Source organism: Glycomyces xiaoerkulensis (assembly GCF_002798405.1).
In the GTDB taxonomy this organism is placed as follows: domain Bacteria; phylum Actinomycetota; class Actinomycetes; order Mycobacteriales; family Micromonosporaceae; genus Glycomyces; species Glycomyces xiaoerkulensis.
Genome location: NZ_PGGV01000029.1, coordinates 120,244 through 145,071 on the forward strand (window position 1 = coordinate 120,244; position 24,828 = coordinate 145,071).

Genomic DNA, 24,828 nt, shown 5'->3' on the forward strand with positions numbered 1-24,828 from the left:
GCGTGGGCCGGTGGTACGTCGGGAATCGTCAGCGGCTGCGGATGTCGATCCCGGAGTCGTCATGGAATCGGATGCGTACATAAGCGGCCCCGCGGGAGCCCCGATGCACGCTCCCCTCATGGTCGAAATCGGTCGAGGGCACGTCGATGAGCTTGTCGAGCAACACGTACTTTCCGCCCGACCGCCGCAGGGCGCGCGGGTGCGGCCCGGTCTCGTCCGACTCGATGCGGACGGCGGCGAACCCGAACCGCTCATGCGAGAGCACCCAGATGCCGGCCCGTCGCGGGCCGGTGCCGAGCACGCTCGCGGCCCGGCATGCTTTACCTTTCCCGAACGCCACCAGGGGAGGAGGCTCGCCCTCGAACCGCCGGATCTCGTTCCAGTACGGAGCGCCGGAGAGGAGCCCCACCGGGCTGAGGACCTTGATCGCCGACCAGCCCACGGCGGTCGCGGCCTTCCATGCCGGAGCGGGGTGTCCGCGGATCTCGGACCGGTAGTTCCCGCGGCCGGACGGCGCGAACGCCCGCAGGCGCTCGCCGTCCCGGAGCCACTGGCCCGCCACCAGGCTTCGCGCGTCTTCGCGCAGGTCGTATTCGCGGCCCGACATAAGCCGGTCACAGCTCCTCCATCAGTTTGTTCAGCGCGTCGGCTTCCTCCTGGTCGCAGGCGGCGTGGCCGTCGCGGCAGGCGCCGATGCGGATCGCCTGGCCGTCGAGCGCCGCCGCGACCTCGCCGATGGCCTCGCCGAGGCCCTCGCAGGTGGAGGTGTATTTGCCCTCCAGCCCCAGCATGCCGGGCACGCCCCATGCCATTTCGTCGGCGATGGTCTCGGACGCTTGGGATTGGATGGGTTCGGTCTGGCCCTTCAGTCCTTCGAGGGCGGACTGCAATCCGTCCAACTCGTCGAGGTCGACATTGATCGCGCCGGTGCCGCCGCCCGAGCCGCCCGACGACGGACCGGACGAGACCAGGTCGTCTATGGCCGAAGGCGCGTTCCCCGCCAGGCTCAGGCCCGCGCCCACCCCGGCTTTGACCAGGACTCCTTTCCACAGCGCGTAATCCAGGCCGTCGCGGACGCCGAAGATCTGGCCTGGGGTGCTGTGGAACGCGCCCTTGCGGTTGAACACCTGCGTGACCAGCACGCGCCCGATCCTGCCGAAGATGCCCGACGCCTTCTCGAACTTGTTCATCACCCGCAGGAACATCGAGGTCGACTTGTACACCGCGGAAGTGACGTAGGCGGCGAAGGTCGCGCCGAACGTCCAGGGACCGGCGGCCAGCGCGGCCAGCCCTCGGGTGATCAGCCAGGAGACCAGTTCGGCGAGGATCGATTCGATCAGCGCCTTGACGGCTTCGGCCAGCATCTTGCACCAGCCGACCATCTGCTGCACATTGGACGCCTCGTGTCCGGCGGCGGCGATCGCCGCCGCCAGCGCCTCCAACTGCTCGGTCGCCGCGTCGGCGTCGGTGCCCTGCCATTGGTTCAGGTTGCCGCCCACGGCGGAGGCGGTATCCGACGACAGGGACTCGAGCGAGCTCGCCACCTCGCCCCAGGCGGTCTCGGCGCGCTCCATGTCGTCGGGGGAGCCGGAGACCGCCTCGATCGCGTCGTTGAACGGCTCGATCAGTTCCAGGAGGATGCTCAGTCCGGCCGATGACAGCGCGAAGATCGGATCCTTCATCGCGAACAGCGCTTCGGTCCCGAGGCCGGCGATGTCGGCGGGGATCGAAGCGGCCGAGGACAGCCGGTCGTCTCCGGCGATCGAGCCGTAGATGTTCTGGGCCAGACTGGTCCCGGTACTCACCACTGGAATGCTGGACATGGTCGCTCCATCGAGGGTCATCGGCATACCGATGGTGATCATATCCGGACACCGCAACGTTTCCGTTTCAGCGACCCCTCGGGCGGCGGGCGGTCTCGGACCGCAACGGCGACGCCGTCGGGGTTGACTCCTGGCAAAAACATTGGCAAACTTCAATGTATTGAGTGGGAGCGTTTCCCCAACCAGGCGGGCCCACCGATCGATCCGGCGCCGACGCGACCCGACCGATCCCCGTCCGGGCAGTCGCCGAAGCGGCTGGAACCGAAGCAGACCGAAAAGGATACCGACGAATGCAAGTTACGCGAAGGCGCAAGCGAGCGGCGGTCATCGGTGCCGCCGTCGCCGCCCTCGGCGCGAGCGCCCTCACGGTCGTCGCGGCCAACCACGCCGGCGCCGAGCCCGGTTGCGAGGTCGACTACAACGTCGTCAACGACTGGGGCTCGGGCTTCCAGGCGAACATCAGCGTCACCGCCGGCGACCCGATCGACGGCTGGACCATCGAATGGGACTTCACCGGCGCTGTCTCCGGCATGAGCGCCTGGAACGTCTCGGACCAGTCGCTGAACGGCTCGCACTTCACCGGCAGCGACACCGGATGGAACGGCTCCATCGCCTCCGGCGAGACCCGCGAGCTCTTCGGCTTCACCGCCGACGGCACCGCCGGCGACATCACCGACGTCACCATCAACGGCGCTCCCTGCAATGGCGAAGGCGACCCGGACCCGACCGAGCCCGAGCCCACCGATCCGGAACCCACTGACCCGGAACCGACCGAACCGGAACCGACCGACCCCGCCCCCACGGGCACCCCGGTCGAGCAGCACGGCCAACTGCACGTCTGCGGCACCGCCATGTGCAACGAGCACGACGACCAGGTCCAGCTCAAGGGCATCTCCAGCATGTGGCTGCACTGGCAGACCCAGCCCTATGCCCAGAACCCGTCCGCCCTGGAGTGGATGCGCGACAACTGGAACATCGACGTCTTCCGGGCCGCCATGGGCGTGGAGCCGGACGGTGCCTACCTGTCCGACCCGGACTGGTCGCGTCAGCAGGTCGAGACCATCATCCAGAACGCGGTGGACGCCGGCGTCTACGTCATCGTGGACTTCCACGCCCACGAGGCGCACCACCACGAGTCGGCGGCGGTCGACTTCTTCAGCGACCTGGCCGGACGCTACGGCCACCTGCCGAACGTGATCTGGGAGCCCTACAACGAACCCGAGCAGGCCTCCTGGAGCAACGACGTCAAGCCGTACCACGAGTCGGTGCTCTCGGCGATCCGGTCGCAGGACCCCGACAACATCGTGGTGCTCGGCTCGCCGACCTGGTCGCAGGACGTCGACGTCGCCGCCGGCGACCCGGTGTCCGGCACCAACCTCATGTACACGCTGCACTTCTACTCGTGCACCCACGATCAGTTCCTGCGCGACAAGGCCGACACCGCCATCAATGCGGGGCTGGCCCTGTTCGTCACCGAATGGGGCGCCAGCCACGCCGACGGCGGTCTCGACGGCGTCGCCTGCCTCGACGAGGCCCAGGTCTGGATCGACTGGATGAACGCCAACGGCGTCTCCTGGACGGCCTGGAAGCTCGACGTCGGGTCCGACACCACCAACCTGCTGTCCGAGGGTGCGCCCGTCACCGGCGGCTGGGACGACTACCTCCACGGCCACGCGCCATTCGTCGTGGACAACCTGCGGTGACGACCGCGGGTCGGCCGCGGCGCAGCCGCGGCCGACCCGGACGTTCACTTCCCCGGCAGGCTCCCGGCGTACGCCAGACCCCGGTTCACCCAGCGTTCGAGCTCCGAGTGGTCGTCGAGCAGCGCCGCCTCGAGGCGGATCCAGCCTCGCATCGTCCTACCGCGCATCTCCATCTCCTGGGCACCGGGCTCGGTCAGCAGCGCCTCGTATTCGGCCGGATCGACCCGGACCATGACGCCGCCCCCGCTCAGGGCGGCGACGGCCATGTTGTCCCGCACCATCCACGCGAGCCCGCCGAACATCCGCTTCTCGTGCAGCTCGGTTCGGGCGACCACGATGTCGCGCACGCGGTCGGCCAGGTCCTCGTCATACGCCATCGAATGATGGTGGCACGGGGCTCCGACGAATCGGGTCAGCTCAGTGAGAAGAATTTCTCGACGTGCCCGGTGGCCTCGCGGCCGAAGTCGGCGTAGAACGCCTCCCGCTCGGCGCCCTCCAGCGGCTCGCCCACGATCAGGGTGCCCTGCTCGTCGACGGTCTGGGGCTGGGCCTCGGAGCCGAAGAGTACCTCGACGCCGGCCTCGGCGATGCCGCAGAAGTAGGAGACGCCGTCGCGCAACTGCTCCTCGATCGCCTGGTGCATCTTGGGGGACATCGGGTCCTCGGCCGAGGTCCCGGCCAGCCCCAGCCAGAGCATCCGCTTGCCCGCCAGCCGGGGCTGGCTGCGCCCGTATGCGAACCCGTAGCCCCACACCCGGTCGATCCATCCCTTGAGGATGGCCGGAACGCTGAACCAGTAGACCGGGAAGACCGGGACGATCACGTCGGCGGCCAGGAGCCGGTCCTGGTGGGAGCGGGTCAGCTCGGAGTACACCTTGTCGCGGTCGGACCAGTCGGGCTGGTCCTCCACGTTCATGCGGGGGTCGAAGTGCTCGCGGTGGAGATCGAGCACGTCCACCTCGAAGCCGGCCTCCGCGAGACGCGAAGCGACCCGCTCGCCGATGTGTACGGTCAGCGAGTCGGGGCGGTGGTGGGCGACCACGACCAGCGCGGTTCCTGCGGTCTGCATCTTGTCCTCCTTGTCGGGTGGTGCCTCAAGTACACCGCCGATCCGGTGGACGAACTATGGCTGCGAAGCTCGGCCGCATAGGCGATCGTCTACGCTTGGGGCATGGACCCCCTGAGTGAACTCCTCGGCGGCATCCGGGCCGAAGGCGCGGTCATCAGCGAGGCGCTGCTGGAGGCGCCGTGGACCATCCGCTTCGAGGACGAGGCGCCCCTGACCATGCTCACCTTCGCCCGCGGCGGCGCCACGCTGCTCACCGCCGACGGCACCGAGACCGAGGTCTCCGCCGGCCAGACCGCCGTGGTGCGGGGGCCGAAGCCGTTCCTGCTGGCAGACGCCCCCGATTCGGCCGACCGGCCCCACACCGAATACCGCGTGTCCTGCTTCGAGCCCGGTGCGGACGAGCAGTGCGCGGCGTTCGACTTCGGCGAGGGCCGGTGGGGCAACGCCGAGGCCGGCGCCACGGCCGTGTTCGTCGGCGCCTACCGGGCGATCGGGCGCCGCCACGAGCGCCTGCTGCGGGCCCTGCCGCCGACCCTGGTCATCGACGATCCGTCGGAGGTGTGCGGGTGGCTCGAGGAGGCCGTGACCGAGGCCGGCGACCGCAGGCCCGGCTCCCAGGCGCTGGTCGACCGGCTCTTCGACTGGGGCCTGGTCTGCACCATCCGCTCCTGGTTCGACCGGGAGGGGCCCCAGGCCCCGGCCTGGTACCGCGGCTTCGCCGACGAGGTGGTCGGCCCGGCGCTGCGGGCGATCCACGCCGAGCCGTCACGGCCGTGGACCGTCGCGGCCCTGGCCGCGGAGTCCCGCGTGTCGCGGGCGCTGTTCGCCAGGCGGTTCACCGAGGTGATGGGCGAGGCGCCCATGAGCTATCTGACCGTATGGCGCATGGACCTGGCCCAGGAACTGCTCACCGACACCGAGCGGACGATCGCGCAGGTGGCCAAGGCGGTCGGCTACGCCGACGCCTTCGGCTTCAGCGCCGCGTTCAAACGCCGCCTGGGCATGCGCCCCAGCGACTTCCGCGCCGAACTCGCGGGCGCCGCTTAAACGGCGCCCGGGTCGCGGTTCCAGGTCCAGGCGTAGTCGGTGTCCTCGCAGTCGAGCGCCGCCTCGCACAGTTCGAGCGGCCGGAACGTGTCGACCATGACCGCCAGCTCGTCGAAGTACTCGGCGCCGATGCTGCGCTCCGGCGCCCCCGGCTGCGGGCCGTGCGTGAACCCCGACGGGTGCAGCGAGATCGAGCCCTGCTCGATGCCCGAACCGCGCCTGGCCGTGTAGTCCCCGCCGCAGTAGAACATCACCTCGTCGCTGTCGACGTTGTGGTGGTTGTACGGCACCGGGATCGCGTCCGGGTGGTAGTCCACCTTCCGCGGCACGAAGTTGCAGATCACGAAGTTCGGTCCCTGGAACACCTGGTGCGCCGGCGGCGGCTGGTGGATGCGCCCGGTGATCGGCTCGAAGTCGTGGATCGAAAACACCCACGGGTACAGGCAGCCGTCCCAGCCGACGACGTCGAACGGGTGCTGCGCGTAGGTGAACCGAGTCCAGACCGTCGCCGGGCCGCGGCCGCGGTGCTGGACGTACACGTCCACGTCCTCGCCGTCGACCAGCAGCGGTTCGGCCGGCGACCGCAGGTCCCGCTCGCAGTAGGGGGCGTGCTCCAGGAACTGGCCCCGCACCGACAGGTAGCGCTTCGGCGGCGTGATGTGGCCGGTCGACTCGACCACCAGGGTCCGCAGGGGTTCGTCCCCTGTGGGCACGATCCGGTGGATCGTCGACATCGGCACGATCAGGTAGTCGCCCTGGGCGATGTCGATGGCCCCGAACGAGGTCTCGACGTGCGCCGAGCCGTCCTCGACGTAGACGCACTCGTCGCCGACGGCGTTCCGGTACAGCGGCGAGGGCCTGGTCGCGACCGCGTACGAGATCCGGCAGTCGGCGTTCGACAGCAGGTGTTCGCGGCCGAGGACCGCATCGCCGGCGCCGTCGAGCTTGTGGGTGCGCACGTGGCGGGGTTTGAGCGGGTGGTTCGGCACCGGATCGGCCCGCTCGGGCCGGTGCTCGGTGCTGGCGTTGATCGCGGTGGGCCGGTAGCGGTGGTACAGCAGCGAGGAGTCCGAGGAGAACCCCTCCTGGCCCATCAGCTCCTCGGAGTACAGGCCCCCGTCGGGCCCGCGGAACTGCGTGTGTCGCTTGTCGGGGATCTGCCCGACCGATCGGTAGAACGGCACGGCGACTCCTTTGTCGATGAGCGGGACGGCGGTGACCGCCCGCTGCGGGTGGCTCTGCCCTCAGCCTAGCGTTCCTCGTGTGCCTTATCGACATCTCCGGGTGACGGCCGTACGCTCGTGGGCATGTCCGAACCGATGCCCGCGATGCTGCGGGGCCTGATCGACGACGCGGCGGTGTTCCCGCCCGGGAATGCGGCCCTCGAAGACGCCGTCCCGGCCCACCGGGGCCACCGGGACTCCTGGTATTCGGACATGGTCGGGCCGCTGCTGGTGCCGGTCAGCCGCCTGGCCGATCTGGAACCGGGCGGCTCCGGGCTGCGCATCGGGGTCATCGTCGACTGCGAACCCGAGTACGTCCGCGAGGCGCTCGGCGACCTCGACCCGCGGGTGGAGGTCGTCCAGTACGAGTCCCGCGCCGCCCTGCACCACCTGGCCAAGGCCGCCGAGGACTGGGAGGCGCCGGTGTTCGCCGAGCTCCCCTTCGGCGAGGAGCCGCTCGAGGCCGTCGTCGGGACCGGATTCACCCCCAAGTTCCGCACCGGCGGCCCCTCCGAGGAGTTCTTCCCGCCGCCGGGGGTCCTGGCCGGGTCCATCGTCGGCTGCGCGCGCCGCTCCCTGCCGTTCAAACTCACCGCCGGCCTGCACCGGGCCGTGCGCCACCGCGACTCCGAGACCGGCTTCGTCCACCACGGCTTCCTCAACGTGCTCGTCGCCTCGGCCGAGGCCGCCGCCGGCGCCGACACCGACCGGGTCGCCGAGCTGCTCGACTCCACCGACGCCGCCGACCTCGCCGCGCGGTCCCGTGCGATGATCGACCGCCCCAGGCCCCTGTGGGCCGGGTTCGGCTCGTGCAGCGTCGACGAGCCGCTGGAGGATCTGCTGTCGTTCTCGCTGCTGACCGAAGGAGGGGACCGTTGAGCTGGGTCGAGGGAGCCGCCGGAGGGCCGTTCGGGATCCACCACCTGCCCTACGGGGTGTTCTCCACCGCGGCCGACCCGCATCCGCGCCCGGCCGTGCGCATCGGCGACTTCGCGCTGGACCTGCGCGAGCTGGCCGCCGGGCCGTTCCTCCTGCCGTGGATCCGGCCCGCCTTCGGCGCGCTCGACCTGGGCGAGTTCATGGCCGCCGGGCCCGCCGCGTGGCGCGCGGTGCGGCTCCAGTTGACCGAGCTGCTCACCGACGACCACTACGCCGCCGAGTACGAGCACCTGCTCGTCCCGATCGACGAGGTCACTATGCACCGGCCGTTCGCCGTGGCCGACTTCGTCGACTTCTACTCCTCGGAGCACCACGCCACCAACCTCGGCCGCATGCTCCGGCCCGACAGCGAGCCGCTCCTGCCCAACTGGAAGCGCCTCCCGGTCGGCTACCACGGCCGCGCCGGGACCGTCGTCCCCTCCGGCACCCCGATCCACCGGCCCGACGGGCAGAGCAAGGGCCCCGACGGCGCGATCGAGTTCGGCCCCAGCCGCCGCCTCGACATCGAGGCCGAGGTCGGCTTCGTCGTCGGCGTCGGCACCGAGCTGGGCGAGGCGGTCGCCCCCGACCGGTTCACCGACCACGTCTTCGGCCTCGTCCTGCTCAACGACTGGTCGGCCCGCGACCTCCAGGCCTGGGAGTACCAGCCGCTCGGGCCGTTCCTCGGCAAGTCCTTCGCCACCTCGATCGGCCACTGGGTCACGCCCCTGGAGGCCCTGGACCCGGCCCGGACCGACGCGCCCGCACAGGACCCGGCCCCGCACGACTACCTCGCCGAAGCCGACCGGTTCGCCTACGACCTGACCCTGTCGGTCGCGCTCAACGGCACCGAGGTCGCCCGGCCGCCGTTCGCCCAGATGTACTGGACGCCCGCCCAGCAGCTCGCGCACATGACCGTGAACGGCGCGAGCCTGCGCACCGGCGACCTCTACGGCTCGGGGACCGTCTCCGGGCCCGAGAAGTCGCAGTGGGGGAGCTTCCAGGAGCTGTCCTGGGGCGGCAAGGAACCGATCCGGCTGCCGGACGGTTCGGAGCGGACCTTCCTGGAAGCCGGCGACACCGTCGCCATCGGCGCCACCGCGCCCGGACCGGACGGCGAGACGATCGGACTCGGCGAGGTGGCCGGCACCGTCACCGGTTGAGCCCGGCCGCCTCCCGCACCAGCGGCAGCGTCCGCAGCCGGATCTGCTCGTCCAGCGCGACCACCGTCGAGGCCCGCAGCACCCCCTCGCTGGCCAGCACCCGGTCGATCACCCCCTGCAGCTCGGCGTTGGTGCGCGCCACGATCCTGCACAGCAGGTCGCCGGTCCCGGTGACCGTGTGCGCCTCCAGCACCTCCGGGATCAGGCTCAGCCGCCGCGCGACCGCGTCGTGCCCGACCGCCTGCCGCAGTTCCAGGGTCACGAACGCCGTCACCGGGTAGCCGAGCGAGGCCGGATCGACCCGCGGCCCGTAGCCCCGGACGACCCCGCGGGCGGCCAGCTTGTCCAGCCGCGCCTGCACCGTCCCGCGCGCCACGCCGAGCCGGCGCGAGCATTCGAGCACCCCGATCCTGGGTACCTCCTCGAAGAGTGCGATGAGTCGGGCATCGAGTGCATCGATCGGCATTTCGCTGGTCATGTTGACCAGTCTATACCGCAAACGATGCGGCGATCTGCGCAATATGACCACCGACTTGGTGGCGACTTGCCCAATCGATCGGGAGCCTCGATGATCGGTCTCACAACCAGTCGAACGCAAGGAGACGGCCATGGTCGACACCGCAAGCGACGCCCGGCTCGTAGGGGCGGTCGAGCACGACATCAGCGAGGACGACTTCCCCATCACCGGCTGGCACCACGTCAAGTTCTACGTCGGCAACGCCAAACAGGCCGCCCACTACTACTCGACCGCCTTCGGCATGACCTGCTTCGCCTACCGCGGACCCGAGACCGGCCACCGCGAGCACGCCGAGTACGCCCTCAAATCCGGCGGCGCGGTGTTCGTGCTCGCCGGCGGCGTCACCGCCGACTCGGAGGCCGCCAGGCACCACGCCGCGCACGGCGACGGCGTCATCGAAGTCGCCCTCGAGGTGCCGGACGTGGACCGGAACTACCGCTACGCGGTCAAGCAGGGCGCCATCGCCGTCGCCGAGCCGCACGACGTCACCGACGAGCACGGCACCGTCCGCGTCGCGGTCATCGGCACCTACGGCGAGACCCGCAACGTCCTGATCGACCGGTCGGACTACTCCGGCCCCTTCCTGCCCGGCTTCGCCGAGCGCGCCCCGATCGTCGAACCGCCGCAGAAGCGCTTCTTCCAGGCGATCGACCACGTCGTCGGCAACGTCGAACTCGGCCGGATGCACGAATGGGTCCACTACTACGAGAAGGTCATGGGCTTCACCAACATCGTCGAATTCGTCGACGACGCCATCGCCACCGAGTACTCGGCGCTGATGAGCAAGGTCGTCGCCAACGGCAGCCGCAAGGTCAAGTTCCCCATCAACGAACCGGCCGAAGGCAAGAAGAAGTCCCAGATCGACGAGTACCTCGAGTTCTACGGCGGGCCCGGCGTCCAGCACATCGCGCTGGCGACCGGCGACATCCTGAGCGCGGTCGACCGGATGCGCGCGGCGGGCGTGGAGTTCCTCGAAGCGCCCGACACCTACTACGACGACCCCGAGCTGCGCGAGCGGATCGGCACCGTCCGCGTCCCGATCGAGGAGCTCAAGGCCCGCCGCGTCCTGGTCGACCGCGACGAGGACGGGTACATGCTCCAGATCTTCACCAAACCGCAGCAGGACCGGCCCACAATGTTCTACGAGATCATCGAGCGGCACGGTTCGCTCAGCTTCGGCAAGGGCAACTTCAAGGCCCTGTTCGAAGCGCTCGAGAAGGAGCAGGCCAGGCGCGGCAACCTGTGACGGAGGCGGAGACGACGATGCGCGCACCACGCGGCCCGGAGCGGCACTGCCGCAACTGGGCCACCGAAGCGGCCTACCGGATGCTGCAGAACAACCTCGATCCCGAGGTCGCCGAGCGCCCCGAGGACCTGGTCGTTTACGGCGGCACCGGCAAGGCGGCGCGGTCGGGCGCCGACCTCGAGGCGATCCTGACCGCCCTGACCGGCCTCGGCGACGACGAGACGCTGCTGGTGCAGTCGGGTCGCGCGGTCGGCGTCCTGCCCACCCACGAATGGGCGCCGCGGGTGCTGCTGGCCAACTCCAACCTCGTCGGCGACTGGGCGACCTGGCCCGAATTCCGGCGGCTCGAGGCGCTCGGCCTGACCATGTACGGGCAGATGACGGCCGGGTCCTGGATCTACATCGGCACCCAGGGCATCCTCCAGGGCACCTACGAGACCTTCGCCGCCGTCGCCGAGAAGCGGTTCGGCGGCAGCCTCGAAGGGACGCTCACCCTGACCGCCGGCTGCGGCGGCATGGGCGGCGCCCAGCCGCTGGCGGTGACCATGAACGGCGGCGTCTGCCTGATCGTCGACGTCGACCCCGACCACCTGCGCCGCCGGGTCCAGCGGCGCTACCTCGACACCGTCGCCGACGACCTCGACGACGCCCTCGCCCGGGCCGAGGCCGCCAAGGCCGCCGGCGAAGCGAAGTCGATCGGTCTGGTCGGCAACGCCGCCGCCGCGGTCCCCGAGATCCTGGCCCGCGGCACCGAAGTCGACATCGTCACCGACCAGACCTCCGCCCACGACCCGCTCGCCTACGTCCCCGAAGGGGTCGACCACCGCGAAGCCCCGATCTACGCCCGCGAACGCCCCGACGAGTACACCGAGCGCGCCCGCGCCTCCATGGCCGGGCACGTCGAGGCCATGGTCGGATTCGCCGACGCCGGCGCCGAGGTCTTCGACTACGGCAACTCCATCCGCGGCGAGGCCCTCGCCGGCGGCTGCAGGCGCGCCTTCGACTTCCCCGGCTTCGTCCCCGCCTACATCCGCCCCCTGTTCTGCGAAGGCAAGGGGCCCTTCCGGTGGGCCGCGCTATCGGGCGAGGCGGCCGACATCGCCGCCACCGACGAGGCGATCCTCGACCTCTTCGCCGACAACCGCACCCTGACCCGCTGGATCGAGCTGGCGCGAGAGCGGGTCGAATTCCAGGGACTCCCGGCGCGGATCTGCTGGCTCGGACAGGGCGAGCGCGACCGCGCCGGGGCCCGGTTCAACGACATGGTCGCCGACGGGACCCTGAAAGCCCCCATCGCGATCGGCCGCGACCACCTCGACTGCGGCTCGGTGGCCAGCCCCTACCGGGAGACCGAGGGCATGCGCGACGGCTCCGACGCCATAGCCGACTGGCCACTGCTCAACGCCCTGGTCAACACCGCATCCGGGGCGAGCTGGGTGAGCATCCACCAAGGCGGCGGCGTCGGCATGGGACGATCCATCCACGCCGGACAGGTCACAGTGGCCGACGGAACCGGACTGGCAGCGCGGAAGCTCGAACGCGTGCTCGCCAACGATCCGGCGACGGGCGTGCTCCGCCACGTCGACGCCGGTTACGAAGGGGCCGAGCGGGTAGCCGAGCAGCACGGCATTCGGATTCCGACCCGGGAATAGGTTGGGGGCAACATGGACACGTCGACGTTCAAGCGACTGTGGGAAGAACTGCACGACATCGGGCGCACCGAGCAGGGCGGCTACCGGCGGTACGCCTGGAGCGAAGCCGACCTGGCCTGCCGCAACTGGTTCCGTCGCCAGGCCGAGCGGCGCGACATGGAGGTCGAAAGCGACAGGAACGGCAACCTCTACGCCTGGTGGGGCACCTGGCGCACCGGCGAGGCGGTCCTGACCGGCAGCCACTTCGACTCGGTCCCCGACGGCGGCGCCTACGACGGCCCGCTCGGCATCGTCTCGGCGTTCCTGGCCGTCGACGTCCTCCGCGAACAGGGAGCCCGACCGCGCCGCCCGATCGGCATCGCCGCCTTCACCGAAGAAGAAGGCGCCCGATTCGGCGTCCCCTGCCTCGGCACCCGCCTCATGACCGGCGCGATCGACCCCGAACGCGCCCGCCGCCTCGCCGACGCCGACGGCGCCACCCTCGGCCAGGCCATGGAGGAGAACAACGCCGACGCCGGCGTCCTCGGCCCCGACACCGAACGCCTCGCACACCTCGCAGCATTCGTCGAACTCCACATCGAACAAGGCCGCGCCCTCGACGCCGAAACCGCACCGGTGGGCGTGGCCGACGCCATCCGGCCGCACGGCCGCTGGCGGCTCACCTTCACCGGCGAAGGCAACCACGCCGGCACCACACTCCTGCCCGACCGGTGCGACCCCATGCTCACCTTCGCGTTCACCGTCCTGGCCGCCCGCAAGGAAGCCCGCCTCGCCGGCGGGGTCGCCACCGTCGGCCGCGCCGAGATCGACCCCGGCGCCACCAACGCCATTCCCGGCCGCGTGCGCGCCTGGCTCGACGCCCGCGCCCCCGACGAGGCCACCCTCGGCCAGATCCTCACCGGCCTCGAATCCAAAATGCACGAACGCGCCGGCCGGGACGGCACCCTGGCCGCCATCGAAACCGAAACCCAGACCGGCACCGTCGAATTCGACCCCGCACTGCGCGACCGGCTCGCCACCGCCCTCGGCGGCGCCCCGACCCTGCCGACCGGCGCCGGCCACGACGCCGGCGTGCTCGCGGCCCACATCCCCACCGCCATGCTCTTCGTCCGCAACCGCACCGGCGTCTCCCACGCCCCCGCCGAAACGGCCACCGACGACGACTGCGCCGCCGGCGTCGACGCGCTCGCCGCCGCCCTGCGGGAACTCGCATGCTGACCTACTGGGCCGAACACGCCTGGCTCGACCACGGCCCGGCCGAAGCGGTCGCCATCGGCGTCGACGACGGCGTCATCGTCTCGGTCGAAACCGGAACCGAACCGGCGGGCCACCACATCCTCCGCGGCATCACCGTCCCCGGCCTGGCCGACTGCCACTCCCACGCCTTCCACCGCGCCATGCGCGGCCGCACCCACGACCAGCAGGGCGGCACCTTCTGGACCTGGAGAGCGGGCATGTACGCGCTGGCCGACCGCCTCGACCCCGACGCCTACCACCGGCTCGCCCGCGCCGTCTACGCCGAGATGGCCCTGGCCGGCATCACCTGCGTCGGCGAGTTCCACTACCTCCACCACGGCCCCGGCGGACGGCCCTACGACGACCCCAACGCCATGGGCCGGGCACTCATCGCCGCCGCGGCCGACGCTGGCATCCGCATCACCCTGCTCGACGCCCTATACCTCGCCGGCGGATTCGGCCGCCCCCTCGAAGGCGCCCAACGCCGCTTCGGCGACGGCAGCCTCGAGGCCTGGATGAACCGCGTCGACAAGCTCGACGCCCCGCCCCACGCCGTCGCCGGCATCGCCGTCCACTCCGTCCGGGCCGTACCCGACACCGCCATCGAAGCATTCGCCTGCTCCACCGAAGGCCGCCCCGTCCACACCCACCTGTCCGAACAGCGCGCCGAGAACGACGCCTGCCGCGCCCAACACGGATGCAGCCCCACCGAACTGCTCGAACGCTGCGGACTGCTCGGCCCCGACCTCACCGCCGTCCACGCCACCCACCCGGCCAACCAAGACCTCTCGCTGCTGGCGCGCTCCGGCACCACCGTGTGCCTGTGCCCCACCACCGAACGGGACCTCGCCGACGGACTCGGCCCCGCCCGCGCCCTCGCCACCGCCGGAGTGCCGCTGTCGCTCGGCACCGACGGCAACGCCGTCATCGACCTGTTCGAAGAGGCCCGCGCCGTCGAAATGCACGAACGCCTCGTCAGCGAGCGGCGCGGCCGCTTCACCGCCGACGAACTGCTGAACATGATGACCGGCCACGGCGGCCTCGGGTGGCCCGACGCCGGACGCCTCGCCGTCGGCAACCGCGCCGACCTGGTCACCGTCGCCCTCGACACGCCCCGCACCGCCGGGATCGAACCCGGCGGGACCGTCCACGCCGCCACCGCCGCCGACATCACCGACGTCGTCATCGACGGCCGCCGCATCGTCGCCGAAGGCCGCCACACCGCAATCGACGTCGCCGCCGAACTCAACGCCGCCATAGAGGAGCTGTGGAAATGAGCCTCCTGATCGACAACATCGGCGAACTGTTCACCGCCGGCGACGACCACCGCATCCTGCACGACGCCGCCCTGGTGACCTCCGGCGACACCATCGGCTGGGTCGGGCCCCGGACCGCCGCCCCCGCCGCCGACCGACGACTCGACGCCGAAGGCGGCGCCGTCCTCCCCGGATTGGTCGACAGCCACGCCCACCTCGTCTTCGCCGGCGACCGCGCCGAAGAATTCGCCTCCCGCATGGCCGGCCGCCCCTACACCGGCGGCGGCATCCGCACCACCGTCGCCGCCACCCGGGCCGCCGACGAAGAGACCCTCCACCGCACCGCCGCCCGCCTCGCCGCCGAAATGCGCCGCCAAGGCACCACCACCGTCGAAATCAAATCCGGCTACGGCCTCGCCATCGCCGACGAGATCCGCCAACTCCGCGTCGCCGCCGCCTTCACCGACGAGACCACCTTCCTCGGCGCCCACACCGTCCCCCTCGGCTGGGACGCCGACGACTACGTCCGCCTCGTCACCGGCCCCATGCTCGCCGAAGCCGCCCCCCACAGCAAATGGATCGACGTGTTCTGCGAACGCGGCGCCTTCGACGGCGACCAGGCCCGCGCCGTCCTCACCGCCGGCCGGCAGGCCGGACTCGGCCTCCGCATCCACGCCGGCCAACTCACCCGAGGACCCGGCGTCCGCCTGGCAGTCGAACTCGGCGCGGCCTCGGCCGACCACTGCACCCACCTGAGCGAAGCCGACATCGACGCCCTCGCCGACGGCGGCACCGTCGCCACCCTCCTGCCCGGCGCCGACTTCTCGACCGACTCCGCCTACCCGGACGCGCGGAAACTCATCGACGCCGGAGCCACCGTCGCCCTCGCCACCGACTGCAACCCCGGCTCCTCCTACACCAGCAGCATGCCCTTCTGCATCGCCCTGGCCGTGCGCGAAACGGGCATGACCCCCACCGAGGCCGTCACCGCCGCCACCGCCGGCGGCGCCAAAGCCCTGCGCCGCGACGACATCGGCCGCATCGAAACCGGCGCCCGCGCCGACCTGGTCGTACTCGACGCCCCCACCCACCTCCACCTGGCCTACCGGCCGGGCGTGCCCCTCGTCAGCACCGTCGTACAGGCCGGCACCGTCCTCACCCGGGAGCGACCATGAACACCGTCCACATCAAGCCCAGCGGCCTCGACGCCGCCGACGTCGTCGCGGTCGCCCGAGCGGGAGCCGAGGTCGCCATCGACGACGACGCCGTCGAAGCGATGCGCCGCAGCCGCACCATCGTCGACCGGATCGACCGCGACCAGCGGCCCGTCTACGGCGTCTCCACCGGATTCGGCGCCCTCGCCGGCACCTTCATCGCCCCCGAACGCCGCGCCGAACTCCAGCACGCCCTCATCCGCTCCCACGCCGCCGGCGTCGGCGAACCGATGCCCGCAGAAGTCGTACGCGCGATGATGCTGCTGCGCCTGCGCTCGCTCGCGATGGGCCACTCGGGCGTGCGACCCGAGGTCGCCGCCGCGCTGGCGGCCCTGCTGAACGCCCGGATCACCCCGTGGGTGCCGAGATTCGGCTCGCTCGGCGCCTCGGGCGACCTCGCCCCGCTCGCGCACTGCGCCATGGTGCTCCTGGGCGAAGGCTGGATCGTCGCGCCCGACGGCAACCGCGCCGAAGCCGCACCGGCACTGGAAGCGGCCGGGATCGCACCGATCGAACTGTCCTCCAAGGAGGGCCTGTCGCTCATCAACGGCACCGACGGCATGCTCGGCATGCTCGTGCTCGCGCTGGCCGACGCCGGGCACCTGCTCACGATGGCCGACGTGTGCGCCGCGCTGACGATCGAGGCCATGCTCGGCTCCGACCGGCCCTTCCAGGCCGAGCTCCACCGGATCCGCCCCCACCCGGGCCAGGCGGCGAGCGCGGCCAACATCCACCGGCTGCTGCAGGACTCCGAGGTCATGGACTCCCATCGGGGCGACATGCTGCACGCGGTCCAGGACGCCTACTCGATGCGCTGCGCCCCGCAGGTGGCCGGCGCCGCTCGCGACGCCGCCGCGTTCGCCGAGGCCGTCGCCGAGCGCGAGATCCGGTCGGTCGTGGACAACCCGGTGGTGCTGCCGGACGGCCGGGTGGAGTCGACCGGCAACTTCCACGGCGCCCCGCTCGGCTACGCCGCCGACTTCCTCGCCATCGCCGCCGCCGACGTCGGCTCGATCTGCGAGCGCCGCGTGGACCGCCTGCTCGACGTCACCCGCTCCCGGGGCCTGCCGGCGTTCCTCAGCCCGGATCCGGGGGTGAACTCGGGTCTCATGATCGCCCAGTACACCGCCGCCGGCATCGTCGCCGAGAACCGCCGCCTGGCCGCCCCGGCCTCGGTCGACTCGGTGCCGACCTCGGGCATGCAGGAGGACCACGTCTCGATGGGCTGGGCGGCCGGATGCAAGCTCCGCGAGGTCCTCGACAACCTCGGCGACCTGCTGGCGGTGGAGCTGCTGTCGGCGGTGCAGGGCCTCCAGCTCCGGCAGCCGCTGATCCCGTCCCCGGCCGCCAGGGCCGCCATCGGCGCCGTCGGTCCCATCGCGGGCAAGCCCGGCCCGGACCAGTTCATGGCCCCGGTAATGGAGCAGGTGAAGGCCCTGGTGACCGGACCCGGCCTCAAGTCCGACATTGAGGGCGCGACCGGATCGCTCCGCTGACACGGCTCACATGGCCCGGTCACCCTCTACGGGCTCGGGCTCCACCGGCTGAAGTCGTTCACGAGCCCCGACCTGAACCCGCCGAAGTCATCCACGGACCCCGGCCCCCACCCATCGAGGTGGTCTACGGGCCTTGAGCCCCACCCGCCGAACCGGTCCACGAGCCCCGGCCCCCACCCGTCGAGGTGTTCTACGGGCCTTGAGCCCCACCCCGGGGCCGGTTCACGCACCGGCACCACACGGGGGTTCAACGGTCCGGGCCACCCAAAAAGGCTGCGTACGAGCGGCTTCGCCGCCTCGGAAGCATTACGCACGAATTAGCCCGGTAGTGGTCGATGACGGCCCGAACCTGGTCCCGCATCTGGCAGCCGAGTCGGCCCCGGCCGGAGGCCACGACGATGCACAAGGCGGGGCTCGGGCGTCGGTCGCCCGACCGGCCAAGCCGGACCCACAGTGCCGGTCGCAGGGCACGCCGCGCCGGACCGGACTCGGGTCCCCAGTGCCGGTAAGCGTGAACGGGCTTCATCGACCCATATGGCACGAGACCGTGCGTAATGCTTCCGAAAGCGGCGAAGCCGCTCGTACGCAACTCTATTGGGTGGCCCGGACCGTTGAACCCCCGTGTGGCCCGGACCGAATACCGGTTCGGCGCGTGAGGCCCAGGCCCGTAGACCACTCCGGCGGGTTCATCCCGGGGCTCGTGGACGACTTCGGCGGGTGAGTCCCGAGGTCCGTGAGCCGCTCCGGTCGGCGAGTCTTGGGGTTTAGAGCCCCGAGAGCTTCTGGCCGGCGCGGATGACGGCCATGCCCAGGCGGTCGCCGGGGCGGCGGCCGAGGCGCTCGATGGGGCCGGAGACCGAGATCGCGGCCACGACCCGGCCGGTCTTGTCGCGCACCGGCGCGGACACGCTGACCACGCCCGCCTCGCGTTCGGCCACCGACTGCGCGAAGCCGCGGCGGCGCACCTCGGCGAGGGTCTTGGACGAGAAGCGGCACTTGGGCAGCAGCGGCAGGATGCCTTCGGGCGGCTCCCAGGCGAGCAGCACCTGGGCGCCCGATCCGGCCGTCATCGGCAGGGCGGCGCCGACCGGCACGGTGTCGCGCAGGCCCGAGGCGCGTTCGGCGGCGGAGACGCAGATCCGCTCGTCGGCGCGGCGCCGGTAGAGCTGGGTCGACTCCCCGGTCTGGTCGCGCAGCAGGTTCAGCACCGGCTCGGCGGCGCTGAGGAGGACGTCGGCGGTCGAGCCGGCCAGTTCGCCGAGCTTGGGGCCGGGGCGCCAGCGGCCCTCGTGGTCGCGCTGGAGCATCTCGTGGGCTTCGAGGGCTTGGGCGAGGCGGTGGGCGGTGGCCCGGGGCAGGCCGGTCTCGTGCACGAGCTCAGCCAGGCTGGCCCCGTTGGTGCACGCCGTGAGGATGAGCACCGCCTTGTCGAGGACGCCAACTCCGCTGATAGTATTCGTTCTCACGAGCTGAACATTACCTCCCATTATTCGAGAAGTCCAGAGACTGGGAATAACAATGTCACGTACACCACACGCGGTCGAGGGGGCGCACCCGCGGACCTTGGCCGAGAAGGTCTGGGACGCCCATGTAGTACGCACCGGCGGCGAACAGCCCGACCTGCTCTACATCGATCTGCACCTGCTGCACGAGGTCACCAGCCCGCAGGCGTTCGACGGCCTGCGCCAGGCCGGGCGCAAGGTCCGACGCACCGACCTGACGATCGCCACCGAGGACCACAACACGCCCACCGACAACCTGTTCACGATCGCGGACCCGACCAGCCTCAAGCAGATCGAGACGCTGCGCGGCAACTGCGAGGAGTTCGGCGTGCGCATCCACTCCCTGGGCGACGCCGAGCAGGGCGTGGTCCACGTGGTCGGACCGCAACTGGGGCTCACGCAGCCGGGCATGACCGTCGTCTGCGGCGACTCCCACACCTCCACGCACGGCGCCTTCGGCTCGATCGCCTTCGGGATCGGCACCAGCGAGGTCGAGCACGTCCTGGCCACGCAGACGCTCCAGCAGGACCGGCCCAAGACGATGGCCGTGACCGTCAACGGCTCCCTGCCCGCGGGCGTCTCGGCCAAGGATCTGATCCTCAAGATCATCTCCATCACCGGCACCGGCGGCGGCAAGGGCCACATCGTCGAGTACCGCGGCCGGGCGATCGAGGAGCTCTCCATGGAGGGCCGCATGACCGTCTGCAACATGTCGATCGAATGGGGCGCCAAGGCCGGCATGATCGCCCCCGACGAGAAGACCGCCGCGTACGTCAAGGGCCGCGACCACGCGCCGCAGGGCGAGGACTGGGACGCCGCGGTCGAGTACTGGAACGGCCTGCGCACCGACGAAGGCGCCGAGTTCGACCGCGAGATCGTCATCGACGCGGCCGAGCTGAGCCCGTTCGTGACCTGGGGCACCAACCCCGGCCAGGGCGTGGAGCTGTCCGGCGCGGTCCCGGACCCGGAGCGGTTCGAGGACCCGGCCGAGCGCACCGCCGCCGAGAGCGCCCTGGAGTACATGGACCTCGAACCCGGCACGCCGATGCGCGAGGTCGGCGTCGACGTCGTCTTCCTCGGCTCGTGCACCAACGGCCGCATCGAGGACCTCCGGACGGCTGCCGAGGTCATCAAGGGTCGCAAGGTGGCCGACGGCATCGACATGATGGTCGTGCCCGGTTCGGCCAAGGTCCGCGAGCAGGCCATGGCCGAGGGACTCGACAAGGTCTTCGTCGACGCCGGCGCCGACTGGCGCTTCGCCGGCTGCTCGATGTGCCTGGGCATGAACCCCGACCAGCTCACGCCCGGCCAGCGGGCCGCCTCGACCTCGAACCGCAACTTCGAGGGCCGCCAGGGCAAGGGCGGGCGCACCCACCTGGTGAGCCCGGCCGTCGCCGCCGCCACCGCCGTCACCGGCCGCCTGGCGGGCCCGGCCGACCTGTAGGAGAGGAAGCGAGATGGAGCAAGTCACGACGCACACCGGGACCGCGGCCCCGCTGCGCCGATCCAACGTCGACACGGACCAGATCGTCCCGGCCGTCTACCTCAAGCGGGTGACCAAGACCGGTTTCGAGGACACCCTGTTCGCCGAATGGCGCGACGACCCGGACTTCGTCCTCAACCAGGACGCCTACCGGGGCGCCTCGATCCTGATCGCCGGGACCGAGTTCGGCACCGGCTCCTCCCGCGAGCACGCGGTGTGGGCGCTGAAGGACTTCGGCTTCAAAGCGGTCATCGCCCCCCGATACGGCGATATCTTCCGCGGCAACTCCCTCAAGAACGGTCTGTTGACTGTGGAATTGCCGTACGAGGCCGTGGAGTGGCTGTGGGACGCCGTCGAGGCCGATCCTGGCCTGTCGGTGACCGTCGACCTGGCCGGAAAGGAAGTCCGTGCGGGCGACCGGAGCTGGGCTTTCGAGTTCGACGACTTCGCCCGCTGGCGCCTGATGGAGGGCCTCGACGACGTGGCGCTGACGCTGCGGGACGAGGACCGGATCGCGGCCTTCGAATCGGAGCGGGAGGCTTGGCGGCCTAAGACTCTCCCGATACCCGCCTAGCGCGCGACACGCCGATAATCGAATACTTCCGCTCTGGGGCCGGTGGCGACGCCACCGGCCCCAGACGTGTTTCGGCCCGTCCCAAGGGGGTTCCGGGGCGGATTTCAGGCGTCCAATTGAAAAAGTCCTGCGACACAAGGGTTTTTTCCTCGAAACAGTTGCGTCGGCTTTGGAAACGTCATACCGTGCGCTTAACGGCTGGTATAGCTAGACAACCTTATCGGGAGGGAAGGACTCGTGAACAAGGCAGAGTTCGTCGATCGGATAGCCGCTCGCACTGGAGACCGCGCCGCAGCGAAGGAAGTCGTGGACGTGGCTATCGACGAGATACAGCGAGCAGTGGTGAAAGGGGAGAAGGTCTCCTTCGCCGGATTCGGTGTCTTCGAGAAGCGTCAACGCGCCGCGCGCATGGCACGCAACCCCCGCACTGGGGAGGCCGTGCGCGTTAAGAAGACCGTTATCCCCGCGTTCCGCCCTGGTACTGGCTTCAAAGAACTGGTGACCGGAAAGCGGAAGTTGCCGCGGCTGTCGACGGCGCGCAAGAGCGCCGCCAAGAAGGCCGCGGCGAAGAAGACCGCCAAGAAGGCGGCAAAGAAGACCTCGAGGGCGGCCTCCACGCGGAGCCGCTCGGTGGCCACCGCGCCGGCCAAGAAGACCGCTGCCAAGAGGGCCGGCACCAAGAAGGCGACCGCCAAGAAGGCCACGCGCAAGTCGGCGGGCAAGGCCACCGCCAAGAAGACGACGGCGCGCAAGGCGTCGGCCCGCAAGACCGCGGGTCGCCGCACGCGCCGCTGAAAGCCCGCGTCCCGGGCCCGATTCCGGGCCCGCCGGATGCGGGTCGCTTTGCACTCGCACGGGAGACCGAGGGCATTCAGGAGCCACCTGAATGCCCTCATCGATCTCCGTGGGAGTGCGCGCCCTTCCGGATCGTCGGGCACTACGCGTAATCGAGTGATTCCCCCGAGCGCGGATGAGCAGAAGTCGTTGCCGAACTTCTCCTCTGGATCGACGCGGTTCCGAAGTTCTTCGAAGTCACCCATTCGGGGATATTGCGAGCGGACTTCGGCAATTGGGATCGTGAACAATTTCCCCCAATGGGGCCGCACGTCGAACGGAGCGAGCGCCTCCTCCAGCACTCGTATCGCCGGCTCGACCGATTCATAGTCGCGCACCCACGTGAAGTGGAAGGCCACTGTGTCCCGACCGAAGGCCGGACTGAGCCACTGCTCGTCGGCGGCGATCGTGCGCACCTCCGAGATCTGCAGCACCGGGCCCAGGACCTCGGACACCCCCCGCAGCGCCGCGAGCGCCTCGCGGGCGTGCTCGCGCCCGACCAGGTACTCCGACTGCAGCTCGTCGCCGGCGCTGGGAGTGAACTCGAACCGGAAGTGCGGCAGCCGCTCGTGCCAGGGGCCGGTGCGGCCCCGCTGCTCGGTGCAGGCGGCCGGATCGGCCCCGGGGACGGGGTTGCGCGGGCCGTCGGCCAGGACCGCACCGTATCGCCGCGGCGGCGGGAACGGCCGGGTCTGGTCGGACACGCGCTCCTTGGCCCAGAACTGGACCGCGGGGTCGGCCCCCCACGGGGTGAACATGCTGGTGCTGTAGGCGGATCCGGCCAACTCGTCGAAGTGCTCGACCGCGTCGTCGAATCCGAGGCCGTCGTAGACGTACTGGCGCATCTCGAACGCCGGCTGCAGGTCGAGCGTCACCGCCGTCACCGGCCCCAGGGCTCCCAGATGCACCACCGACCCGTCGAAGTCCGACTCGCCCCGGCGGACCGTGCGCAGGCGGCCGTCGGGCCCGATGAACTCCAGCGCCGCCACCGCGGTCCCCAGGCCGCCGTTGGTCTCGCCCGAGCCGTGCGTGCCGGTCGCGAGCGACCCGGCCACGGAGATGTGGGGGAGCGAGGCGAGGTTGTGGAGGGCGAACCCGGCCTCGTGGACGGCCCGGCTGAGCGCCGCGTAGGTGATCCAGCCCGAGGCGCGCACGGTGCCCGCCTCGGCGTCGATCTCGACGACCGGTTCGATCCCGGTCAGCGACAGCAGGACCGCCGGGGTGTCGGCGATGCTGTTGAAGGAGTGGCCCGAGCCCAGCACCCGCAGCCGCGGCGCCGAGGCGACGATCTCCTGGGCGTGCTCGAGCGTGCCGGGTCGTTCGAACCGTTCGGGGGAGAAGGCGATGTTCCCGGCCCAGTTGGTCAGTGAGACTGGTGGGGTCGACGGCACGGTTACCTCCTGGTATGCGATTGCCCTACCACCTTACGGCTCCGCGGCGGCGCAACCGTACCGCGGTCAGAGGCGTTCGAGCCCGATCAGGCGCGGACCGGAGAACGCCAGGACCCAGCCCTCGCCCGAGCGGGTCGACACGTCGGCGACCGCCAGCTCGTCCTCGTCGGCCAGGATGGCCACGGAGTCGCTGATGACCTCCGGACCGGCGCAGACGATCGCGCAGCCGCCGTCCGCGGCCAGCTCGCGCAGCCGCGTACTGGAGCGCTCCGGGTTGCGGCCGTGGGCGTCGGTGTCGAACACCGAGTCGCCGTTCATCGGGCACCGCACCGCCCGCGACACCGGTTCCAGAGTCTGCACGCTGGCCCTGCCGGTGGCGCTCAGCGCCCGCTCGGGCTGGTAGAGCGCCGCCAGGCCCGCCAGGCGCACCGCCTGGTCGCGCCCGCGAGCACTCAGCGGCCGGGCCACCGCCGGGCCGTCGAAGGCGGGATCGACCTCGGCCGGGGACACCAGCAGCACGGTGGAGGTGGCCATCGGAATGGCCGAGAACGCCTTGAGCGCCTGCTGGTCGCGCGGCCGGGCCAGCAGATCGCGCGCCCGCTCCAGCGGCAGCCAGCGCCGCTCGCCGATCTCCTCGTCGGCGGTGAAGTCCGCCTCCGGCTTCTCGGTGCGCATGGACCAGAAGTCCACGGTCTTGTGCACGTCGCCGTCGGGGTTGGGCAGCACGTAGGCGGCGCGGCACAGCCACAACTGCGGGATGACCGGCACTCCGGTCTCCTCCTCGACCTCGCGGCAGGCCGCGGTGAGCGGATGCTCGCCGGGGTCGAGCTTGCCCTTGGGCAGCGACCAGTTGCCGACCTTGGGCCGCCACACGGCGACCACCTCGAGGCGTCCCTTCTCACCGCTGCGCCACAGCACGCCACCCGCCGCGGCCACCCGCTTCCGTGTCCCGCTCACGCCTAATACGGTACTGGGACGCACCCACTTTCGGGTACCACCACGCGCTCAGCGGTGCATGGTGGGAATGCGGACCGCCACCACCTCGCCGGCGTCGTCGGTGTCGAGCTCGACGCGCTGTCCGGGGCGGAGAAAGCGCAGGCCGGAGGCGGCGAAGGCCGCCGCATCGAAGGCGACGCGGCGGCCGGTGTCGAGGACGGCCTCGCCGGAGGCGTCCTCGTTGAAGCTTGCGACGGTTCCCTGCAACGGTTCACCTGTGCGTGTCGCGGGCGCGGTCAGCGCCGGAGCTGCCGTTTGTCGGATCCGCCGGTGAGGGCGTTCTTGGCTTTCCAGCCCAGGAAGACCAGGCCGCCGACGACGCCGACGACGAGGGCGATCTTGATGAGGGCGGCCAGTCCCGAGAAGATCCAGCCGATGACGGTTGCCGCCAGCCAGATCGCCACGATCGCGCCGCCGAACAGGGCCGCGAGCCATCCGAGGAGACGCCAGTTCATTTCATTCACTCCGAGTCGGGTTGTGGTCGT

Annotated in this window: 23 protein-coding genes and 1 pseudogene; 13 read left to right on the top strand and 11 right to left on the bottom strand. The window is 70.9% G+C overall.

The annotated features are described in order from the left end of the window. Positions 1-28: 28 nt before the first annotated feature. Positions 29-607, bottom strand: a complete 579-nt coding sequence (locus tag CUT39_RS11170) for a hypothetical protein (RefSeq protein WP_100446535.1) — start codon at positions 605-607, stop codon at positions 29-31. Between the two features lie 7 nt (positions 608-614). After that, entirely contained in the window at positions 615-1,823 is a 1,209-nt protein-coding gene (locus CUT39_RS11175; protein ID WP_157930623.1) for a hypothetical protein, read from the bottom strand. Positions 1,824-2,113: 290 nt separating this feature from the next. Here CUT39_RS11175 and CUT39_RS11180 point away from each other — a divergent pair, with 290 nt between their 5' ends. Next, positions 2,114-3,526: a cellulase family glycosylhydrolase gene (locus CUT39_RS11180; protein WP_100446539.1), complete on the top strand. Its 1,413-nt coding sequence runs from the start codon at positions 2,114-2,116 to the stop codon at positions 3,524-3,526. A gap of 44 nt (positions 3,527-3,570) precedes the next feature. Here the strand turns inward: CUT39_RS11180 and CUT39_RS11185 are convergent, their stop codons facing one another. Beyond that, positions 3,571-3,903: a TfoX/Sxy family protein gene (locus CUT39_RS11185; protein WP_100446541.1), complete on the bottom strand. Its 333-nt coding sequence runs from the start codon at positions 3,901-3,903 to the stop codon at positions 3,571-3,573. A 35-nt stretch (positions 3,904-3,938) separates the two neighbouring features. Continuing rightward, positions 3,939-4,595, bottom strand: coding sequence for an NAD(P)H oxidoreductase (locus CUT39_RS11190; protein WP_100446543.1), 657 nt, complete (start codon positions 4,593-4,595; stop codon positions 3,939-3,941). A 102-nt stretch (positions 4,596-4,697) separates the two neighbouring features. Here CUT39_RS11190 and CUT39_RS11195 point away from each other — a divergent pair, with 102 nt between their 5' ends. Beyond that, entirely contained in the window at positions 4,698-5,642 is a 945-nt protein-coding gene (locus CUT39_RS11195; RefSeq protein WP_100446545.1) for an AraC family transcriptional regulator, read from the top strand. Here the strand turns inward: CUT39_RS11195 and CUT39_RS11200 are convergent. Beyond that, entirely contained in the window at positions 5,639-6,826 is a 1,188-nt protein-coding gene (locus CUT39_RS11200; protein ID WP_100446547.1) for a homogentisate 1,2-dioxygenase, read from the bottom strand. The genes CUT39_RS11195 and CUT39_RS11200 overlap by 4 nt on opposite strands. Positions 6,827-6,949: 123 nt before the next feature. Between CUT39_RS11200 and CUT39_RS11205 the strand changes: the two genes are divergently transcribed. Both CUT39_RS11205 and fahA read left to right on the top strand, forming a co-directional pair. Beyond that, positions 6,950-7,744, top strand: a complete 795-nt coding sequence (locus CUT39_RS11205) for a hypothetical protein (protein ID WP_100446549.1) — start codon at positions 6,950-6,952, stop codon at positions 7,742-7,744. Next, entirely contained in the window at positions 7,741-8,946 is a 1,206-nt protein-coding gene (fahA, locus tag CUT39_RS11210) for a fumarylacetoacetase (RefSeq protein WP_100446551.1), read from the top strand. Before CUT39_RS11205 ends, fahA begins: the two co-directional genes overlap by 4 nt. Here the strand turns inward: fahA and CUT39_RS11215 are convergent. After that, on the bottom strand, positions 8,936-9,424 hold the full coding sequence (locus CUT39_RS11215) for an Lrp/AsnC family transcriptional regulator (protein ID WP_100446553.1): 489 nt from the start codon (positions 9,422-9,424) through the stop codon (positions 8,936-8,938). The genes fahA and CUT39_RS11215 overlap by 11 nt on opposite strands. 130 nt (positions 9,425-9,554) lie before the next feature. Here CUT39_RS11215 and hppD point away from each other — a divergent pair, with 130 nt between their 5' ends. From hppD to hutH, 6 genes are read left to right on the top strand one after another with little or no spacing between them, the layout of a single operon-like run. Then, positions 9,555-10,709 (top strand): 4-hydroxyphenylpyruvate dioxygenase, encoded by a 1,155-nt coding sequence (hppD, locus tag CUT39_RS11220; RefSeq protein WP_100446555.1) that lies wholly within the window; start codon positions 9,555-9,557, stop codon positions 10,707-10,709. 17 nt (positions 10,710-10,726) lie between these two features. After that, the gene (hutU, locus tag CUT39_RS11225) at positions 10,727-12,361 is read left to right on the top strand and encodes a urocanate hydratase (protein ID WP_114149498.1); all 1,635 of its coding nucleotides are present in this window, start codon (positions 10,727-10,729) and stop codon (positions 12,359-12,361) included. Between the two features lie 12 nt (positions 12,362-12,373). Continuing rightward, positions 12,374-13,579: an allantoate amidohydrolase gene (locus tag CUT39_RS11230; RefSeq protein ID WP_100446557.1), complete on the top strand. Its 1,206-nt coding sequence runs from the start codon at positions 12,374-12,376 to the stop codon at positions 13,577-13,579. Further along, positions 13,573-14,874 carry a formimidoylglutamate deiminase gene (locus CUT39_RS11235; protein ID WP_100446559.1) on the top strand — a complete coding sequence of 434 codons (1,302 nt, stop codon included), beginning with the start codon at positions 13,573-13,575 and terminating at the stop codon, positions 14,872-14,874. The genes CUT39_RS11230 and CUT39_RS11235 overlap by 7 nt, the downstream gene beginning before the upstream one ends. Next, positions 14,871-16,028, top strand: a complete 1,158-nt coding sequence (gene hutI / locus CUT39_RS11240) for an imidazolonepropionase (RefSeq protein ID WP_100446561.1) — start codon at positions 14,871-14,873, stop codon at positions 16,026-16,028. The genes CUT39_RS11235 and hutI overlap by 4 nt, the downstream gene beginning before the upstream one ends. Further along, positions 16,025-17,563 (top strand): histidine ammonia-lyase, encoded by a 1,539-nt coding sequence (gene hutH, locus CUT39_RS11245; RefSeq protein ID WP_100446563.1) that lies wholly within the window; start codon positions 16,025-16,027, stop codon positions 17,561-17,563. The genes hutI and hutH overlap by 4 nt, the downstream gene beginning before the upstream one ends. Before the next feature lie 764 nt (positions 17,564-18,327). Here the strand turns inward: hutH and CUT39_RS11250 are convergent. Further along, positions 18,328-19,014 (bottom strand): IclR family transcriptional regulator, encoded by a 687-nt coding sequence (locus CUT39_RS11250; protein WP_100447082.1) that lies wholly within the window; start codon positions 19,012-19,014, stop codon positions 18,328-18,330. Positions 19,015-19,081: 67 nt separating this feature from the next. On the opposite strand from CUT39_RS11250, the gene leuC reads away from it, so the two are divergent. The 3 genes from leuC to CUT39_RS21480 all read left to right on the top strand — a co-directional run bounded on the left by leuC (position 19,082) and on the right by CUT39_RS21480 (position 21,917). Further along, a complete protein-coding gene (gene leuC / locus CUT39_RS11255) occupies positions 19,082-20,509 on the top strand; it encodes a 3-isopropylmalate dehydratase large subunit (protein ID WP_100446565.1) in 1,428 nt (475 codons plus the stop codon). A gap of 13 nt (positions 20,510-20,522) precedes the next feature. Next, positions 20,523-21,122 carry a 3-isopropylmalate dehydratase small subunit gene (gene leuD, locus CUT39_RS11260; RefSeq protein WP_100446567.1) on the top strand — a complete coding sequence of 200 codons (600 nt, stop codon included), beginning with the start codon at positions 20,523-20,525 and terminating at the stop codon, positions 21,120-21,122. 237 nt (positions 21,123-21,359) lie between these two features. Beyond that, entirely contained in the window at positions 21,360-21,917 is a 558-nt protein-coding gene (locus tag CUT39_RS21480) for an HU family DNA-binding protein (RefSeq protein WP_100447084.1), read from the top strand. Positions 21,918-22,081: 164 nt separating this feature from the next. Here the strand turns inward: CUT39_RS21480 and CUT39_RS11270 are convergent. From CUT39_RS11270 to CUT39_RS11285, 4 genes and pseudogenes are all read right to left on the bottom strand, one after another. After that, positions 22,082-23,347 (bottom strand): annotated as a pseudogene (locus CUT39_RS11270) (D-arabinono-1,4-lactone oxidase); the annotation flags it as partial. Positions 23,348-23,413: 66 nt separating this feature from the next. Then, positions 23,414-24,304 (bottom strand): NUDIX domain-containing protein, encoded by an 891-nt coding sequence (locus CUT39_RS11275; RefSeq protein WP_198587064.1) that lies wholly within the window; start codon positions 24,302-24,304, stop codon positions 23,414-23,416. A gap of 48 nt (positions 24,305-24,352) precedes the next feature. Next, on the bottom strand, positions 24,353-24,550 hold the full coding sequence (locus CUT39_RS11280; RefSeq protein WP_100446571.1) for a cold-shock protein: 198 nt from the start codon (positions 24,548-24,550) through the stop codon (positions 24,353-24,355). Positions 24,551-24,579: 29 nt separating this feature from the next. Continuing rightward, entirely contained in the window at positions 24,580-24,798 is a 219-nt protein-coding gene (locus tag CUT39_RS11285; RefSeq protein WP_100446573.1) for a hypothetical protein, read from the bottom strand. Between the last annotated feature and the right edge of the window lie 30 nt (positions 24,799-24,828).